Origin of the sequence: Bacillus sp. FSL R9-9492, from assembly GCF_038007365.1 — a bacterium.
Classification (GTDB): domain Bacteria; phylum Bacillota; class Bacilli; order Bacillales; family Bacillaceae_G; genus Bacillus_A; species Bacillus_A mycoides.
Window position 1 is genome coordinate 2,158,391 of sequence record NZ_JBBOXC010000001.1, and the last position, 17,974, is coordinate 2,176,364.

Below are 17,974 nucleotides of genomic sequence, written 5' to 3' on the forward strand. Positions count from 1 at the left end.
TCCTATTTTGAGTGTAAGTATGATGAAAATGCAAGAGCTATTTTGAAAATAAAGAAAAATTTCAATGACCGTAGGGGAAACCAACATTAAATTTCTAAAAAGCTACTTGAAGTAAAGGATTATATGACTATAAATTTTTTAGTTTAAGAAAAGAGAAAAAGAAACACAATAAGGAATTTCAATATGTAAAGAGAATGGGACTAGAGATGTGAACAAAATTCGAACGGATTTGTGAAGAATTTTTGAATGGGGAAGGTAATGTGAGAAAAGTCACATTGAATATGTAGCTTCTTTTTTATAATGAAGGCAAATAAAAAATTTGAAAGCTTACTAATGATTGCAGTAGAAAAGAAGGGATATAGATGCACGAGAAGATGAGAGATTCTTTAGAGCGGCCACTTCAAGATTTACGTATTTCAGTTATTGACCGTTGTAATTTTAGGTGCACATACTGTATGCCGGCGGAAGTGTTCGGACCTGATTATGCTTTTTTACAGGAAGAGTTTTTATTAACATTCGATGAAATAGAAAGATTAGCTAGATTATTTATAAGTATGGGAGTCAATAAAATTAGACTTACTGGTGGAGAACCTTTATTACGTAAAGACTTACCAAAGTTAATCGCAAGGCTTGCAAAGCTAGAAGGTTTAACGGATATTGGTCTCACAACAAACGGTATTCATTTAGCAAAACAAGCAAAGGCATTAAAAGAAGCGGGATTAAAACGTGTAAATATTAGTTTAGATGCGATAGAGGATCACGTCTTCCAAAAAATTAATGGACGAAATGTAAGTACAAAACCTGTATTGAAAGGAATTGAAGCAGCAAAAGCAGCTGGATTAGAAGTAAAGGTAAATATGGTCGTAAAAAAAGGGATGAATGATAGTCAAATTCTTCTTATGGCTCGGTATTTTAAAGAACAAGAAATTCAGCTCCGTTTTATCGAGTTTATGGATGTGGGGAGTACGAATGGCTGGAACTTTGAACAAGTCATTACGAAGGAACAAGTAATAGAGAAAATTAATCGTGTATATCCGCTTGAGCCTGTTACACCTCGTTACTTTGGAGAAGTTGCAAAATTATATCGATATGTAGGGAGCAACGCAGAAGTTGGATTTATTACTTCAGTCTCTGAGTCTTTTTGTTCTTCTTGTACGAGGGCTCGTATTTCGGCAGACGGTAAATTTTTCACATGCCTATTTGGAACAAAAGGAATGGATTTACGAACGCTTCTTAGAGAAGATATTTCTGATGCATCACTATTAAAAATTTTACAACATACATGGGCGTATAGAAAAGATAGGTATTCAGATGAACGAACGGCAGAAAGTACAAATAAACGTCCAAAAATTGAAATGTCCTACATTGGTGGATAATGAAAGGAGGATTCCATATGCAGGAGCGTTATTCAAGGCAAGTATTATTTTCTGGAATTGGTGAAATGGGACAAAAGAAAATACGAGAAAAGCATGTGCTTCTAATCGGTGCGGGTGCACTAGGGGCTGCAAATGCGGAAGCGCTCGTTAGGATGGGAATTGGGAAATTGACAATTGCTGACCGTGACTACGTTGAATGGAGTAATTTACAAAGGCAACAGTTATATAGAGAAAAAGATGCACAGCAGTGTAAACCAAAAGCAATTGCAGCGGCAGAACATTTAAGAAAGATTAATTCTGAAGTGGAAATTGTACCGGTTGTAACGGATGTTACAATGCAAGAAATGGAAGAGTTAGTAAAAGAAGTGGATCTCATTTTAGATGCGACTGATAATTTCGATACGCGCCTACTTATAAATGACATGTCACAAAAAGAAAATATACCTTGGATATATGGTGGATGTATTGGGAGTTACGGTGTAACGTATACAATTCTTCCGGGGGAAACACCATGTTTTCGCTGTCTAATGGATCATCCTATGGGCGGTGCAACATGCGATACAGCAGGAATTATTCAGCCAGCTGTACAAATGGTAGTTGCTCATCAAGTAACAGAAGCGATGAAAATATTGGTGGACGATTATAAGGCGCTGCGAGGAACAATGTTATCGTTTGATATTTGGAACAATCAATATATATCGTTAAAAGTAAATAGACAGAAAAAAAGTACATGTCCATCTTGTGGCAATGTACGCACGTATCCAAGTTTAACATTTGAAGCACAGTTAAAAACTGAAGTGTTATGCGGGCGGAATACAATTCAAATCCGTCCAGGGATAAAGCGAGTTCTTAATTTAGAAGAAATTAAAAAGCGCTTACAAAAAAGCGTGAGTGTCAAAAAAACTCCATATTTACTATCGTTTCTAGTAGATGAATATCGTTTTGTTTTATTTACAGACGGCAGAGCGTTTATTCATGGGACTAATGATAGGAAAATGGCAAAACGGTTATACGCAAAATATATAGGATGAACAGAAAGAGAGTTTCCTCTTATCAAAACGAGGTGAAAAAGAATGTTAGAAAAACGTATACCAATCTCAGTGGCAGAAGCAGTTGCACGTGTAATGGAATATGCCTATCAAGGTGAAATGGAAAAAGTTTCTCTTATAGAAAGCTATGGAAGAACTCTTGGAGAAGATGTTGTTGCAGATCATGATGTTCCGCATTTTGATCGATCTCCATACGACGGGTTTGCAATTAGAGCGGAAGATACGAAAGAAGCAAGTAGCAGTAACCCAATTCAGTTCGAAGTGATTGGTGAAATCGGAGCAGGTTTTGTTTTTACAGAAGAAGTGAAACCATTTCAAGCTGTACGTATTATGACAGGAGCCGCGATTCCAGCGGGGTGTAATGCTGTTGTTATGTTAGAACTAACGGAAGGGTTTGAGGAAAACGAAAAGACTTATATGAAATTAAAACGCTCTTTCGCTTCTGGTGATAACATTTCTTTTAAAGGGGAAGATGTAAAACAAAATGCCACCCTTGTGAAAAAAGGAACTTTTATTAACCCTGGAGTAGCAGCGCTTCTTGCTACGTTTGGTTATAATTCAGTAAATGTTGTTAAGCAGCCGATTATTGGGGTTGTAACAACAGGAAGTGAACTTTTAGAAGTACATGAACCACTAAAACAAGGGAAGATTCGAAACAGTAACTCTTATATGATTGCTGCTCAAATTGAAAGAGCGGGCGGAGTTGTACGGTATTATGGGCAATTCGTTGATGATTTAGAGACGTGTTATAACACTGTAAAAAAGGCGATGAAAGAAGTCGATATTTTAATTACAACTGGTGGCGTTTCAGTAGGAGACTATGATTATTTACCTGCTATTTATGAGAGATTACAAGCTAATGTACTTTTCAATAAAATAGCGATGCGACCAGGAAGCGTGACAACTGTAGCTGAGCTAGAAGGAAAACTATTATTTGGTCTATCTGGTAATCCTTCAGCTTGTTATGTCGGATGTGAATTATATGTTAGACCAGTTATTCGAACATATTTGCAAAGAAAAGATCCGCATGTATATCGTGCAGAAGCGATTTTACAGAAAGATTTTCCGAAAGCAAACCCATTTACTCGTTTTGTAAGAGGGAGAGTAGAAATTGTAGATGGCCAATTGCAAGCTACACCAGTTGGTTTAGATAAATCTAGTGCAATTTCTTCACTTGCAGAGGCGAATGCATTTATCGTCCTGCCGGGAGGAACGAGAGGATTTGAAGCAGGAATAATTGTTTCGGTATTATTATTGGAATCGAACATAGGAAGTGAGTGGCCGTGGAAAGAACCACTTCGATCATATAAGTAATAGAAAAATAGATTGCTAACTTATACAAAGGTAAGAGGTGCAAAATGACACATACGTATTATGAAGTAATTGATACACCTATTTCAATTGAAGAAGTTACAAACAAAGTAATTCGGTGTGAGTGTGGTGCGGTTACTACTTTCATTGGTACCGTCAGAGAATTTACGAAAGGACGTCGTACGCTATATTTAGAGTATGTAGCATATAAAACAATGGCGGAAAAACAGCTTGAGAAAATTGGTAATGAAGTAGAAGAGAAGTGGCCTGGGACATATGTAGCAATTACACATCGCATTGGTACATTGGAAATTTCTGATTTTGCTGTTGTTGTCGCTGTTTCAACACCACACCGGAAAGCAGCCTATGAGGCGAACGAATATATTATGGAGCGTATAAAACAAATTGTTCCGATTTGGAAGAAAGAGTTTTGGGACGATGGTGAGTCATGGATAGGTGATCAGTTAGAGAAAATAGCATATGCAAATGGTGAGCCTGAAAGGGAGATGAAAACATGATTGAAGTACTATTATTTGCACATTTGCAAGAAGAAGCAAGTAAGTCGGCCTTGTACATAGATTGTGAAAATATTACGGTTGCTGAACTAAAGGAAGTTCTCATTAAGAAATACAGCGTAGCGATTTCAAACGAGATAATGGTTGCCGTAAATGAAGAGTATGCAAATGAGGATGACATTATTCAAACTGGCGATGTAGTAGCAATGATTCCACCAGTAAGTGGTGGTTGATTCTTTTCAGCCTAATCATGTTAGGACGTGATTAGGCTGGAGAGAATGAATATAACTATGCATACATAGGAGGGAACAGGATGAAAAGTCCTAATTTTCAATTAAGTTTACAAACTTCTAATCTAGTTATCGGTTTTATGGTATGGGTTATCTTATCATCATTAATGCCATATATTAAAGCGGATATTCCATTAACTGCGGGACAAATTTCTATGGTCACAGCAGTACCGGTTATTTTAGGTTCTATTCTTCGCATTCCAATTGGTTATTGGACAAATCGTTACGGAGCAAGAAAATTGTTCTTTATTAGTTTTATACTTTTATTATTCCCTGTCTTTTACATTAGTGTTGCCAATTCTATGATGGATTTAATTATTGGTGGATTATTTGTAGGGATTGGTGGTGCTGTATTCTCTGTAGGAGTAACTTCTCTACCGAAATACTTCCCGAAAGAGAGTCACGGTTTTGTAAATGGTATTTACGGTGTGGGTAACGCTGGAACAGCAATTACTTCATTTTTAGCACCTGTAATTGCGACATCAGTTGGCTGGAGAACAACAGTACAGTGTTATTTAGTTTTACTTGCAGCATTTGCACTTATGAACTTTTTATTAGGCGATCGTAAGGAAAAAAAGGTGAATACACCATTAATGGAACAAATAAAAGGTGTATATAAAAATGAAAAACTTTGGTTTCTATGTATCTTTTACTTTTTAACATTTGGATCATTTGTTGCATTTACAGTATATTTACCAAACTTTTTAGTATCTCACTTCGGATTAGAGAAAGTAGATGCAGGCATGCGGACAGCTGGATTCATCGTATTAGCAACAATGATGCGCCCGATTGGTGGTTGGCTCGGTGATAAATTTAATCCATTTAAAATATTAATCTTCGTATTTATCGGCTTAACACTATCTGGTATTGTTTTATCATTTATGCCTAGTATGAACGTGTATACGTTTGGTTGCTTACTAGTTGCATTCTGTGCAGGTATTGGAAATGGAACAATCTTTAAGCTTGTTCCAATGTACTTCTCTGAGCAAGCAGGGATTGTAAATGGGGTTGTGTCAGCTTTAGGTGGATTAGGAGGGTTCTTCCCACCATTAATTTTAACGTTACTATTCCAACTAACAGGTCATTATGCAATTGGATTTATGGCGTTATCAGAAGTCGCTCTTGCTTGTTTAATCATTACAGTATGGATGTATAGCCAAGAGAAGCTGTTAGTGATGTTAAAGAATCATTAATAAGGAAAAAGAACCGTTCCAAAGTATTTTGGGACGGTTCTTTTAGTAACAGGCTTCGCTATATTTTTTAGGACCAGATTCTTTAGTAGGCTAATGGATATTGTGAAATGGTACACTTAAACTAAATAATACAGTTTAGGTCGATAAGATAAAATTATAAATTTCTATAAATAATCCATAATTTTCTTTATGAGTCATATTTGTTATGTTAAAGAAAAGAGCGGGGAGGGAAATGAGAATTTTTGATGCACATTTTCATATTATTGATTTAAAATTTCTGATTATTGAGAACTAATGGTGTTTTCCGATGAATTAAATGTGATCCATATGTAGTAAAGCGTTTAATCCAACTAAAATATATTTAGAATGAGGTTTTCAATGTTTGTTTTTATTATATTAGACGTGATATTACCAATATTAATATTGATGCTAATTGGTGCAATCTTACAAAGAAAGTTCCAATTTAACTTAAAGCAGCTATCTACACTTATTACTTATTGCTTGATGCCAGCGGCTGTATTTGTGAATATATATGATATTCGTATAGAAACAGGTTTGTTGCTCCAGATAATATACTATTTAATGCTTTACAGTCTGAGTGTGATGATAGTAAGTCATTTCATTTCAAAAACATTAAAGTTAGAAAAAGGAGAAAGTGCAGCTCTAAAAAATAGTATTTCGTTAATGAATTCCGGTAATTATGGATTACCAGTAAGTCAATTGATTTTCAGTCACAATCCAGTGGGAGTTTCCATTCAGATTTTTATTGTAATTTTCCAGAATCTTTTAACTTATTCATATGGGATATATAACTTACTATCAGCAACAAAAACAATCGGAAGTATTATTCAATCATTTCTAAGACTGCCTGTATTTCATGCACTCATATTAGGGATTCTCTTTCAATCTTTTACAATTAAAATACCTAATTCTATCTTTCTACCTCTTAATCAGCTTGCGAATAGTTTTGTTGCAATAGCACTCATATTGCTAGGAGCGCAATTATCTAACATTAAGCTTAATTTTTTCCATCGAGTCATAACATGGGCTTTAATTGGAAGGTTATTGATGGGACCATTATTAGCACTTGCCATAATCTACCTACTAAACATTGATGGTATTGTTGCACACTCATTATTTATTGCAAGTTCTTTTCCTACTTCAAGAAATACATCAACCATTGCTATGGAGTATCAAATAGAGCCTGAACTACATGCGCAAATCGTTTTATTTTCAACACTTTTCAGCATTATTACAGTAACTGTCGTTATTTATTTGTCATATATTTTGTTTTGAATATACGCGCAAAACGAATAGATTTGAGGCGGTAAATGATGGACGGAAATCCTATCGATATGAGAAGAAAACAGTCTTTCATATATTGGGTGTCGTTTACAATTGTATCATGTTTGATAATCAAGCGACTTAATTCAAACAAGGAAACTCATTAGGGGTTATTTCGTATGCAAATCTTTAAATCATCTACATATAGAGTTGCGAAAAAAGACACAATCTCGCTTATAATTGATGTTACATGAGCTTAGGTTGTTAGCGATAGGGTGGGAGTGTCAAGTAAGAATTTTATTTTTATTGATTTTATGCGGTTTTTCCGCATAATTGTAACTAAGGGGAGATGATTCTAAGTTGAGTAAACAGAATATTAGCACAACGGTTTCGGGAGATTTGATTGTTACCCATCTAATTGGCCAGATTAATACAGAGGATGTGTATGAATGGTTTAATGGCTTTGAGCAGGTTTGTCAGCAATTTATTTCTGAGGGTCGGAAATACAAATTATTGGTAGATAGAAAAGGATACAAACCGAATCATTTTTCTGTTCAAAAAGTATGGAAAGATAAGTTCTTCAATGAAACCATTTTGAATCATAGTAAGGCAATTGCATTTCTTCTTGAAGAAGGGGAGATACTGACTTATTTGCAACAGTCTAATACGAAAGAATCCGTAAAATTTTTTGATGAATATGAAGAAGCGTTAATTTGGTTGAATGAATACCCAATATAAAAATTCAATTGAACGAGTTGCTCGTAATATTGCACTTGTCATAACATTTACTTGTTTACAAGTTGCTAACAGCATTCATTTTCTCCACAGGTTACCTGTGGAATAAAAAAACGGAACTACAACAAAAAGAACAAACGTCCCTAAAAAACGTTTGTCCAAAGGTAATTACTATTTTAGCTAAGAAATAGATTACAATTTGTGTGTACGAGAAATCTTTTTTATCCTTTTCGGCAAGAAGACTCCATCTGATTTGTGTTACGGGTGAAGCCCAACAATTCAGGTGGAGATGATTGCCGTCAGCAGGTAGACGAAACAATTTTGTTTCTTTTGTCTTACGATATAATCTGCCCTAGATAAGGAGGGAATATATCGTGGACAACGAAATTGGATAATTATAATCATTTGGTTGCTTGAACCAAAAGGAATTACGATGAAGACCATGTTCATATTTTGTTCCGTTCCAAATATTGATTTGTTAAAAGTAATTAACAGTAATTAACAGTTACGAAAATATTTCTTTCCTAAAAAAACACTATCTTAGGAAAGGAATAATTGTAATGAACTCTCTGAGAAAGGTGGTGAAAACAATGGCTAGAAAGAAAGCAGTGAAAGTATTACGGAAACAAAAGAAAAGAGAAACCATGCAACGATTCACGCAGAAACAGCATATCGGACGAGCTTGCCTCACAGCTAAAAAATTTCGTTTACTTCAGCGTATGTCGCATAGTTCAAAAGCGTTGCGAAATGTTGGGTTGTACACGATGAAGCAAAGTTATTTGAACGATAATAAAATGGCTACTGTAAAAGAAGTGGACAATGCCATGCAGGCTGATATGAACTACTGGGGTGTTCAATCAAACTCTGTTCAAGCGATTCGTAGAGCCTTATTTACAGAAGTGAAGAGCTTTTTTAAAGCGCTGGAACAGTGGAAGAAAAATCCTGAGAAGTTCACAGGTCGTCCGAAGTTTCCAAATTATTCTCGTTCAACTGACAAACGAATCATTGAAATCTATCAAGTGCCAAAAGTGGATGATAACGGGTATTGGATCATTCCGATGAATGTGGCATTCAGAAAAAAATTCGGTTCCATTAAAATACGTATACCTAAAAACTTGAGAAATAAAAAAATCTCCTATATTGAGATTGTACCGAAGCAAAAAGGTCGGTTCTTTGAGGTGCATTACACATATGAAATGCACGTTTCTCAAATGAAGAAACCATCCACGACTACGAGTAACGCTTTGAGTTGCGATTTAGGTGTAGATAGATTAGTAAGTTGCGTGACAAATACAGGTGATGCATTTTTAATTGATGGAAAAAAAATAAAATCTATTAACCAGTACTTCAATAAAACGATACGTAATCTCCAACAGAAAAATATGGAGAATGGAATTTCCAAACGTGTTGTAACGAACAAAATCGCTGCACTTTGGCATAAACGAGAACGACAAATAAATGGTTACATTTCACAAACGATAGGCTTGTTGTTTAAAAAAGTAAAAGCATACAACATAGATACGATTGTCGTAGGGTATAACACTGATTGGAAACAAAAATCTGATATGGGAAAAAAGAATAATCAAACATTTGTTCAAATCCCATTTCATAAACTGATTGCAGCAATTGAGAATAAATGTATAAAAGAAGGCATCCGATTTTTGAAACAAGAAGAAAGCTATACTTCAAAAGCTAGTTTTCTTGATAAAGATCCGATTCCAGTTTGGTCTAAGGATGATAGGACTCAGTATGGCTTTAGTGGCAAACGAATCACTCGTGGTCTGTACCAAAGTAAAGCAGGAGCATGTATCCATGCTGATATTAATGGTGCGCTGAATACATTGCAAAAATCAAAAGTTGTAGAATGGGATGACAATTTTAAAGTGAAAACGCCGATTCTATTAGAAGTGCAAAAACGTAAGGCTGTTGCTTCGTGCATAGCTTAGTGGGTGCGTCAACCATCCATGTGTACTCGACTTGTCGGGGCTTGTAGCACACACTAGATTCATCTGAGTGGTGGCTTCTTCCACAAGGAAGAACTGCTCTTTTTCGAAAGGGTGGTGCAAGTGGGAAAACAATCGTTCGTTGCCAGTACCAACCAAAAACTTACTTGGGGTGTTACCATAAGGTGGCATGAAGGCTAGAGCGTCAAACTGTCTAGTGATAGACGAAAAGACCTAGCGTTTGAACTCAAGCCCCCACTGAAACGCTTCATCTCAGTGGGGGTAGTTGACAAGTTTAGGAAGTATAGATGTTAATTCTTGCTTCAAACGCTTCGTAAACGATGGATTTTTACCTGAAGTTGAAATAGTGACAACATATTCATTATGTCGGATGACACCAGGTGTGTGAAATGATGATTCTGTACCATCACTTACAACGTTAACCCACTGGAAATCATGGGCGGCTTGTTTGACCATCATATTGACAGCATGTTGATTTGTAGCTGCATAAATAAGATGAGCATCTTTAATATCGTCATTACTAAAAGTTTTTTGCTTCCAAGTAATATAAGGTAGTTCTTTCATTTCCTTGCAAATTTCTGGGCTGACAACGGTGACAAACGCGCCTGTATCTTTTAATCCAGACGCTTTTCGATATGCGATTTTACCTCCACCAATGATAACGACCACTTTATTATGTAGATTAAACATAAGAGGGTACATGTTATACATACACACATTCCTCCATTCGTTCTAATAATGTTAATTTCATATATGTATCAAACTGAAGGCAATTGCAAGTTGTAACGTGATCGTATTTTTTTGTATGCAACTTAATTTTTTGAAGCAACAATCCGGTAAAGAGAAGATACGGCATGACATATACATGGGACGCAGTAGATGTTATAGCCTTGAGCTCAGCAGTAAAAGAGGGTTCTCCTTTCGTTAAAAAGGAGCACGATACTGGCATACCGAGTTTTCGTTCGACAGCTGCTCCGATTTGTTGTAACTCATGTATCGGCTGTGGATCACTGCTACCTCTTCCTACGAGTAAAATACTACTATCTTGCATTGGCATAGTTTCACGTATTCTTTTCACTACAAGTTCCACCATATGTGGATGCGTACTAAAGGGTGGTACAACTGAAAATGTTATTTGTGGATATTTCTTTTGTAGTTGCTCTATTTCAAAAGGAATATCACGTTTATAGTGAGCTGCTGCAAATAATAATACAGGTACAATCATTATTTCAGTCGCTCCCTCTAGTATTGTTTCTGTGACTACATCCGAAATGGTAGGTGTTGTTAGTTCCAGAAACGCTATTTTTTGAATCCTTTCGTTACGTTCTTTCATAACAGATTGAATAAAGTGAATGAATTGTTCATTACCTTCTTGCAGGCGACTACCGTGTCCAACATATACGATTCCTTTCATCGTCTCACCATGTCTTTCTTCATAATAATGTTTTGTAATTGCTGATCTATATTATGAAATCCAACTTTATTCGCATAGTGTAAAGTTGGAACGTCGGTATACGAGAATGGAAGAGTAACGATATCGATAAAGCCAAGGCGTTTTACTTCTGATAAAAATGTATCAATTGAGGCACGCCCTTCAAATACAATGCTATCCCATGAGAATTCAGAAAGCATACGAGAATGAATTTCATCGAAGCGATGATCAATTGTATACTCATGAGTCATCATATAAGACCCAGCACCAATTTTTTCTTGAATAAAACCAATTCGATTAATATTTCTGCCTAAATAAGCAGTTGTATCGGAAGAGAACTCTGCTTGTTTACTTAGTAGCCCATATTGCATAAGTTTTTCTTGAGTGGCAACGTTCATATACTGCAGTTTCGCCTGTAAGGAACGAATATCTTTCTGGTGTTTACTACATGATCGCATCAAGATTTCTACACTTTCAGCAGAACAAAATACAAGGCGATCAACGTTAAAAATTTCATTGATTTGTTCAGATGTTAATGTGTATTCTTCCCTTTTGAAAGTTGGAATTTGATATGTTTCTGCACCGCATTCTTGTAACTTTTGCTTCATGAAACTGGTTTTATTTGTTGCGGATGCAAATAAAACTTTTTTACCATGCAATGGTTTACGTTCTTTCCAAGCGATTTGATCCCGTAAGGAAACGACATCACCAACAATTGTCATGGAAGGGTTAGAAATATTTTCGTTTTTGACGATAGGAACAATGGTTGAAAGTGTTCCTGTGACAACGCGTTGCTTTCCAGTTGTACCCCACTCAATGACTGCTACGGGTGTATTTTCTTGTTTTCCTGCTTGTAGTAAGTTTTCACAAATTGTAGGTAAGTTTTTTATACCCATGTAGTAGGCAATTGTGTCGCTATTGTGGGATGAATTATATTTTCCATGATCGGTTAAAGGACCTTTCGAATGTCCAGTTAGTAAAGTTACACTATTACTATAGTCACGGTGGGTGAGGGGGATACCTGCATAACTACTAGCGGCGATGCTAGCTGTAATACCTGGCACAATCTCGTATGGAATGTCCGCTGCTGCTAAAGTTTCTGCTTCTTCACCAACACGGCCAAAAATAGATGGATCTCCGCCCTTTAAGCGGACAACGATTTTTCCTTCTTTCGCAAATTGAAGGAGGTGGGCGTTAATCATTTCTTGACGCATAGTATGATTCTGTGGCATTTTACCGCAATAAATAAGTTCACAAGTTGGCTTTGTATAGCTAAGAAAGTTAGGGTTCAATAAGCGGTCATATAAGACAATATCTGCACGCTTTAAGCAATCTATCGCTTTCTTTGTAATAAGCCCTTCATCACCTGGTCCTGCACCAACTAAATATACATATCCGTTCATAATCGCACCTCATAATTTTTTATTTAAAAGGAAGCCAGAGGAGGCTTCCTTTCGTAAATTACATGTTTATATAAATGTCACCATCAATAACTTCTACTTCGTACGTTTGGATACAGCCGTCATCAGGTTTTTGAACTTCACCTGTTAGTAATGAAATTTTCCAATCATGTAGTGGACAAAAAACGAATTCACCAGATACAATTCCTTCGGCTAATGGTCCGTTTTTATGAGGACAACGATTTTCTACAGCTCGAATATCGCCATTTGAAAGGCGGAATAGGGCGATAGACATACCTTTCATTTGTACCTCTTTACCGATTTGAATAGGAAGATCTTCTGCACGCATAACTTTTATTTTTTCTTTCGTTTGTATCATATAGATCACAGCTCCTTATTTCACAGTTTCTACTTCATACATCGCTTTTAAAGACTTCGTTTCTAGTGCTTGTCCCCAAGCTTCCGTATATGTGCTACGAGCTGTTTGGAAACGATCATTTAACATCGTGACCATACTTGTATCTTGTAGTATTTCTTTTATGTGATCGAAGCCTAATCGTTCTGTCCAATAGGCAGTACGCTCCCCGTAAATACCAGTTTCACGATAATATTGCATGTAAGCTGTAGCGATGCGAAGGACATCGTCTTCAGTAGGGACGATCATTACAAAATCAGCCTCGCGTACTTCCGTACCACCATTTCCACCGATATACAGTTGGAATCCATTTTCAACACACACAACGCCGAAATCTTTCGTAAGTACTTCCGCACAGTTACGTGGACAACCTGTTACACCCATTTTCATTTTATGAGGTGTATCTACCATTTCTAATGACTGTTCAAGGAGCATACCAAGTCCTAATGAATCTTTCGTACCGAAACGACAGAAGCGAGAACCAACACATGATTTTACATTACGAAGCGATTTTGAGTACGCATATCCAGAAGTCATATTTAAGTCAGCCCATACGTTAGGTAAATCTTGTTTCTTAACACCATATAAGCCGATTCGGCTCGCACCTGTAATTTTCACAAGAGGAACGTCATATTTTTTTGCGACTTCAGCAATTTTCATTAAATCATCTGCGGTTGTAACGCCTCCGTACATACGTGGAATAACAGAGAATGTACCATCGTGCTGGATGTTACCATTCATTCTTTCATTAACGTAACGGGATGATTTATCATCTACATATTCTTCCGGAATCGCCATACGTAAATAGTAATTTAAAGCAGGACGACATTTCGAACAGCCGTCTTCATGTGCAAAACCGAGTACATTTCGTACTTCTTTTGGCGATTTTAAACCTTTCTGGTGAATGGTGGCTACGACTTCGTCACGTGATAAAGTTGTACATCCGCACATACCAGCAGACTGCGCAGAAGCATCAAAAGCATCTCCGAGTGTATGAGCTAGAACTTGTTCCACAAGCGGACGACATTTACCACAAGACCCTGCGGCTTTCGTGCATCCTTTAACTTCTTCAAAAGTAGTTAACTCTTGTTCTAAAATGGCATGAACGATTGTACCTTTCGTAACGCCATTACATCCACAAATTGTGTCATCCGCACTCATTGTAGCAACGTCAAGTTCACTTTCTTCACCAGCTTTGTGAAGAAGGGAAGCGGCTGTATATTCTTGTATATCTTCTTCTTTCTTTAACATGCTAAAGAGGCGTGTACCATCAGTTGCATCACCATATAAAACGATACCGACGACTTTATTGTCACGAATTAATACTTTTTTATAGGAACGTTTACATTCATCAAAGATTGAAATTGCTTTCGTTTGATCATCTTCATAAATTTGACCAGCAGAGAATAAATCACAACCTGCAACTTTTAACTGTGTACCGACGATGCTGCCCGTATATCCATTAGTTTGTAAATTCGTTATATGTTTTGCTAATATTGCGCCTTGTTCATAAAGAGGGGCAACAAGTCCATATGCGATACCGTCATGTTCCGCACATTCTCCAACAGCATAAATGGATGCATCATTTGTTTGCATATAGTCGTTAACTACAATGCCGCGATTTACAATTAAACTAGCATCTTTTGCTAAATGGGTATTCGGGCGTATTCCAACAGCCATCACGATTAAATTACAATCTACAACTTCACCATCTTCAAATTGAATGCCCTCAACATGGTCTGTACCAAGAATCTTTACAGTTTTCTTTTCCATTAGAAACTTCATGCCTTGCGCTTCTAAATCTTCACGCAATAGGGAAGCTGCTTTCGTATCTAGTTGTTGCTCCATTAAGCTAGGCATTAAATGAACAACATGTACGTCCATTCCTAAGTCAATAAGACCTCTTGCGGCTTCTAAACCGAGTAATCCACCACCAATGACAACGGCCTTTTTCTTTTCTTTAGCGGTATCCATCATAAATTGTGTATCTTCAATTGTTCGAAATCCTGTTACACCAGGAAGGGTGGAACCTTCAACTGGTAAAATAAAAGCACTAGAACCTGTTGCGATAATGAGTTTGTCGTATGTAAGAGTACGATTTTTTTCTGTGACAATGACCTTTTCCTCGCGGTTAATACTTTGAACTCTCTCGTTTGTATATAAAGTTATTTCGTTTTCTTCGTACCAACTATATTCGTTCATAATGATATCTTGCATATTTGTTTTGCCTTGTAGAACATGAGAGAGCATAATGCGATTGTAGTTTGGATGTGGTTCATCTCCAAAAATAGTAATCTCATATGAATCACTATCATGTTTTAATATTTCTTCCATACAGCGTATGCCAGCCATACCATTTCCGATCATAACTAAATGTTTTTTCATATTCATTTCCCCTTTTATGTGAAATGCTGAACAAAATATTATATTCTCATTATAGAAAATCAAAAAAGGGGAAGATGTGATATTTATCACATTTTTATAATGATTCACAAATTGTTAAAATTCGGATTTATGTGAAGGGAGAAGCGAAAGGGAATATGGCTATATGGATAGAGGGGAAGGGGGAGTATAAATATTTTTTATACAATGAAAAAGCAGGACATGAGCATTTATACTCATGTCCTGCACTTTATTTATGCTTTTGAAATTGCACGCGGAAATAAAATATTATTTTCTAAATGAATATGCTCAAATAAATCAGATTCAATGGCTTCAAGGCGCTGGTAAACAAGGCGATAAGTGCCGCAAGCTCCTTCTGGTGGAGTAAAGTCATTTGTAACCTTACGAAGTTCTTTAATAATATTGCCAGCGTGGTTATGTTCATTTTCGAGCTCATCTACTACTTTACGTAACTTTGCATAGTTTTGATCAGTTGGATTTTGTTCGAATTCTAAAATTAACGGGAAATCTTCCGTTTCTTCTTTAATTAAATGTTGTTCTAATTCCATTTTAAGTTCATGAAATAGTTTATGAATTTGAGCTAAATGAGGCTGATTTGCTCCATGAACGCGTAATACTTTCGTCACATATGGACTTAGCTGTGGCAACTCTTCATTTAAATAGCGATGATGCTTATTAATCACATAATCAATCAATTCACGATATGAAGCATTTTTCCAATCAATTTCAGATTCATTTAATAGTTTCGTATTATTATAAAGTGTATTTAACTCTGTAATTACCTCTGTTGCCGATAAATTTCTTTCATTAATTGCGTCAATAAGTGGTCTACTACCACCACAACAAAAGTCTATTCTATATGATTTAAAAAAGTCACTAGCTTTCGGGAATTGTGTAACAATCTCACCGATAATTGAAGTTTCAGTAAATGTATGTTTCATATGAATGCCTCCATAAAGTTTAAATGTAATATCTAAATTAAGAATAGCGTTAAATTAAAATCAATGTGGTGATTTAAATCACTTATTATGTGTCATTTTTGAGAATAATAAAATGAGTTTTATAAAAGGGAGAGGGAGGGTAATTTGTCGCAATAGTTTCTGATAATAAAAAAAGAAGCTTACTAGAAGCTTCTTTTTACTACTATTTTTCACATGCAACTCCATCGCCATCACGATCAAGTTTAGAGCTATAACCTGGTTGATCTCTATATAATGGAGCTTTTCCAGCATTTTTAACTTCAGTACAATTTTTGTAAGTTACATTACTATTGTTACTTGCAGCTGGTTGTGTTTGAGCTTGCTGTACTTTTTGCTGATCCTCTTGTTGTTTGCGAGCTTGTTCATCAGCCTGGCGTTTTTGCTCTTCTTGTTGTTTACGAGCTTGTTCATCAGCCTGGCGTTTTTGCTCTTCTTGTTGTTTACGAGCCTGTTCATCAGCCTGGCGTTTTTGCTCTTCTTGTTGTTTACGAGCCTGTTCATCAGCCTGGCGTTGCTGCTCTTCTTGTTGTTTACGAGCTTGTTCATCAGCTAGACGCTTTTCATCTTCTTGCTTAAGAGCTTGCTCTTCGGCTTGGCGTTTTTCATCTTCTTGTTGTTTACGAGTTTTTTCGTCCGATTCTTTCTTTTCTACTTCCTTTTTCTTTTCGTCATCTTTTTTCTCTTCACTATTAGAAGCGACTTGTTTATTAGTTGCTGTCGTTTTTTCAGAAGAAGGACCTGAAATACCTAATAGCACAACAAAAATGACAAATAAAATAGCTGTAATGATAAATTGTTTTTTTGCAACACCTGTCTTTTTAATTACAGATAATATTGCTAGTACGAGGAAGAAAATAAATAAAACAAAGCTTAAAATAGAAAAGAATTCAACGATTGGGTGATTAGAAGTCTCTGCGCCAGTTATTATTAAGACGATTGAAATCATAAAAAGAATAACAGTAGGACGCCCATATTGTTTTGCTTTTCCATTTTTCTTAAAGAATGAAATGATACATAAGATTAAAAGAATAAAAGCTATAAAAAATAAAGCTACACCAATATTACTCAAAACTGCCATTTTCATACCTCCATTTGTAAGATTTTCTCTATTGATTATATAGGGATTTATTGGATATTACACGTTTTATATTAATTTAGAAAATTAATATTTTTAATAGATGTATAAACGTTTATTTCGTATATAAGGAAAAATAGATATATTTACTATTACATTTTAAAAGAGATTTCATAAATTATAGTATATCGATTGAAAGGAGGAGATTTGAATGGAATTTCAATTATTAGTGAATTGCGTGTTACAAGAAGGGAATGCTTACTTTTTAGTAACAAAAGTAGACGATGTTATTACGTTGAAAGTGCCAATTACAGCAGGAGTAGCAGGTTTATTCTTAGCTTTAGGTGTACCAAGATGTTCTTAATTTAGCTTTTGATAGTAAAAGGATGAGGGACAAGCCTTCCCCTTTTACTATTACATAATTTTTTTATGTAAACTAAATAAGGCTTTTTAAGTTTTTTAATATTATTTTTGCCATAGCACGTTTAAAACGGACATGCATATACTATAATGTTTCATTGGCCTTTGATGATGAACGATAGTTTTAAAAAG

Annotated in this window: 16 protein-coding genes and 1 pseudogene; 10 read left to right on the forward strand and 7 right to left on the reverse strand. The window is 35.8% G+C overall.

All coding sequences use genetic code 11. The annotated features are described in order from the left end of the window. Nucleotides 1-362: 362 nt before the first annotated feature. From moaA to MKY70_RS10965, 9 genes and pseudogenes are all read left to right on the forward strand, one after another. Nucleotides 363-1,376 (forward strand): GTP 3',8-cyclase MoaA, encoded by a 1,014-nt coding sequence (gene moaA / locus MKY70_RS10925; protein WP_193653521.1) that lies wholly within the window; start codon nt 363-365, stop codon nt 1,374-1,376. A gap of 17 nt (nt 1,377-1,393) precedes the next feature. Then, on the forward strand, nt 1,394-2,407 hold the full coding sequence (locus tag MKY70_RS10930) for a molybdopterin-synthase adenylyltransferase MoeB (RefSeq protein ID WP_341024197.1): 1,014 nt from the start codon (nt 1,394-1,396) through the stop codon (nt 2,405-2,407). A 42-nt stretch (nt 2,408-2,449) separates the two neighbouring features. After that, a complete protein-coding gene (locus MKY70_RS10935) occupies nt 2,450-3,739 on the forward strand; it encodes a molybdopterin molybdotransferase MoeA (RefSeq protein ID WP_341024198.1) in 1,290 nt (429 codons plus the stop codon). A 44-nt stretch (nt 3,740-3,783) separates the two neighbouring features. Further along, nucleotides 3,784-4,254: a molybdenum cofactor biosynthesis protein MoaE gene (locus MKY70_RS10940; protein WP_088032713.1), complete on the forward strand. Its 471-nt coding sequence runs from the start codon at nt 3,784-3,786 to the stop codon at nt 4,252-4,254. Beyond that, nucleotides 4,251-4,484, forward strand: a complete 234-nt coding sequence (gene moaD, locus MKY70_RS10945; protein WP_088032714.1) for a molybdopterin converting factor subunit 1 — start codon at nt 4,251-4,253, stop codon at nt 4,482-4,484. Before MKY70_RS10940 ends, moaD begins: the two co-directional genes overlap by 4 nt. An 80-nt stretch (nt 4,485-4,564) precedes the next feature. Continuing rightward, on the forward strand, nt 4,565-5,734 hold the full coding sequence (narK, locus tag MKY70_RS10950; protein ID WP_002031603.1) for a nitrate transporter NarK: 1,170 nt from the start codon (nt 4,565-4,567) through the stop codon (nt 5,732-5,734). A gap of 378 nt (nt 5,735-6,112) precedes the next feature. Continuing rightward, on the forward strand, nt 6,113-7,030 hold the full coding sequence (locus MKY70_RS10955) for an AEC family transporter (RefSeq protein ID WP_088032716.1): 918 nt from the start codon (nt 6,113-6,115) through the stop codon (nt 7,028-7,030). A 302-nt stretch (nt 7,031-7,332) separates the two neighbouring features. After that, nucleotides 7,333-7,756 (forward strand): annotated as a pseudogene (locus MKY70_RS10960) (SpoIIAA family protein). A 587-nt stretch (nt 7,757-8,343) separates the two neighbouring features. Then, the gene (locus MKY70_RS10965; RefSeq protein WP_088032721.1) at nt 8,344-9,699 is read left to right on the forward strand and encodes an RNA-guided endonuclease TnpB family protein; all 1,356 of its coding nucleotides are present in this window, start codon (nt 8,344-8,346) and stop codon (nt 9,697-9,699) included. Between the two features lie 270 nt (nt 9,700-9,969). Here MKY70_RS10965 and MKY70_RS10970 read toward each other — a convergent pair whose 3' ends face one another. The 7 genes from MKY70_RS10970 to MKY70_RS11000 all read right to left on the reverse strand — a co-directional run bounded on the left by MKY70_RS10970 (nt 9,970) and on the right by MKY70_RS11000 (nt 17,425). Beyond that, nucleotides 9,970-10,428, reverse strand: a complete 459-nt coding sequence (locus MKY70_RS10970; protein WP_088032723.1) for a precorrin-2 dehydrogenase — start codon at nt 10,426-10,428, stop codon at nt 9,970-9,972. Further along, nucleotides 10,421-11,131, reverse strand: coding sequence for a sirohydrochlorin chelatase (locus MKY70_RS10975; protein ID WP_088032725.1), 711 nt, complete (start codon nt 11,129-11,131; stop codon nt 10,421-10,423). The genes MKY70_RS10970 and MKY70_RS10975 overlap by 8 nt, the downstream gene beginning before the upstream one ends. Further along, a complete protein-coding gene (locus MKY70_RS10980; protein WP_088032727.1) occupies nt 11,128-12,552 on the reverse strand; it encodes a uroporphyrin-III C-methyltransferase in 1,425 nt (474 codons plus the stop codon). The genes MKY70_RS10975 and MKY70_RS10980 overlap by 4 nt, the downstream gene beginning before the upstream one ends. Before the next feature lie 58 nt (nt 12,553-12,610). Next, the gene (nirD, locus tag MKY70_RS10985) at nt 12,611-12,928 is read right to left on the reverse strand and encodes a nitrite reductase small subunit NirD (protein WP_061689857.1); all 318 of its coding nucleotides are present in this window, start codon (nt 12,926-12,928) and stop codon (nt 12,611-12,613) included. Nucleotides 12,929-12,943: 15 nt separating this feature from the next. Then, a complete protein-coding gene (gene nirB / locus MKY70_RS10990) occupies nt 12,944-15,349 on the reverse strand; it encodes an NADPH-nitrite reductase large subunit (protein WP_341024202.1) in 2,406 nt (801 codons plus the stop codon). Between the two features lie 251 nt (nt 15,350-15,600). Continuing rightward, nucleotides 15,601-16,308, reverse strand: a complete 708-nt coding sequence (gene ric, locus MKY70_RS10995; RefSeq protein WP_088032731.1) for an iron-sulfur cluster repair di-iron protein — start codon at nt 16,306-16,308, stop codon at nt 15,601-15,603. A 202-nt stretch (nt 16,309-16,510) separates the two neighbouring features. Next, nucleotides 16,511-17,425, reverse strand: a complete 915-nt coding sequence (locus MKY70_RS11000) for an excalibur calcium-binding domain-containing protein (RefSeq protein ID WP_341024205.1) — start codon at nt 17,423-17,425, stop codon at nt 16,511-16,513. 208 nt (nt 17,426-17,633) lie between these two features. Between MKY70_RS11000 and exsG the strand changes: the two genes are divergently transcribed. Then, nucleotides 17,634-17,786: an exosporium protein ExsG gene (gene exsG, locus MKY70_RS11005; protein WP_000395676.1), complete on the forward strand. Its 153-nt coding sequence runs from the start codon at nt 17,634-17,636 to the stop codon at nt 17,784-17,786. The last annotated feature ends 188 nt before the right edge of the window (nt 17,787-17,974 follow it).

Bases quoted from the DNA above. Each gene is read 5' to 3' on its own strand.
- narK (WP_002031603.1), top strand. From the start codon at position 4,565: ATGAAAAGTCCTAATTTTCAATTAAGTTTACAAACTTCTAATCTAGTT.
- MKY70_RS10975 (WP_088032725.1), bottom strand. From the start codon at position 11,131: ATGAAAGGAATCGTATATGTTGGACACGGTAGTCGCCTGCAAGAAGGT.
- MKY70_RS11000 (WP_341024205.1), bottom strand. From the start codon at position 17,425: ATGGCAGTTTTGAGTAATATTGGTGTAGCTTTATTTTTTATAGCTTTT.
- exsG (WP_000395676.1), top strand. From the start codon at position 17,634: ATGGAATTTCAATTATTAGTGAATTGCGTGTTACAAGAAGGGAATGCT.
- moaD (WP_088032714.1), top strand. From the start codon at position 4,251: ATGATTGAAGTACTATTATTTGCACATTTGCAAGAAGAAGCAAGTAAG.
- MKY70_RS10970 (WP_088032723.1), bottom strand. From the start codon at position 10,428: ATGTATAACATGTACCCTCTTATGTTTAATCTACATAATAAAGTGGTC.
- MKY70_RS10955 (WP_088032716.1), top strand. From the start codon at position 6,113: ATGTTTGTTTTTATTATATTAGACGTGATATTACCAATATTAATATTG.
- moaA (WP_193653521.1), top strand. From the start codon at position 363: ATGCACGAGAAGATGAGAGATTCTTTAGAGCGGCCACTTCAAGATTTA.
- MKY70_RS10980 (WP_088032727.1), bottom strand. From the start codon at position 12,552: ATGAACGGATATGTATATTTAGTTGGTGCAGGACCAGGTGATGAAGGG.
- ric (WP_088032731.1), bottom strand. From the start codon at position 16,308: ATGAAACATACATTTACTGAAACTTCAATTATCGGTGAGATTGTTACA.
- MKY70_RS10935 (WP_341024198.1), top strand. From the start codon at position 2,450: ATGTTAGAAAAACGTATACCAATCTCAGTGGCAGAAGCAGTTGCACGT.
- nirB (WP_341024202.1), bottom strand. From the start codon at position 15,349: ATGAAAAAACATTTAGTTATGATCGGAAATGGTATGGCTGGCATACGC.
- MKY70_RS10965 (WP_088032721.1), top strand. From the start codon at position 8,344: ATGGCTAGAAAGAAAGCAGTGAAAGTATTACGGAAACAAAAGAAAAGA.
- MKY70_RS10930 (WP_341024197.1), top strand. From the start codon at position 1,394: ATGCAGGAGCGTTATTCAAGGCAAGTATTATTTTCTGGAATTGGTGAA.
- nirD (WP_061689857.1), bottom strand. From the start codon at position 12,928: ATGATACAAACGAAAGAAAAAATAAAAGTTATGCGTGCAGAAGATCTT.
- MKY70_RS10940 (WP_088032713.1), top strand. From the start codon at position 3,784: ATGACACATACGTATTATGAAGTAATTGATACACCTATTTCAATTGAA.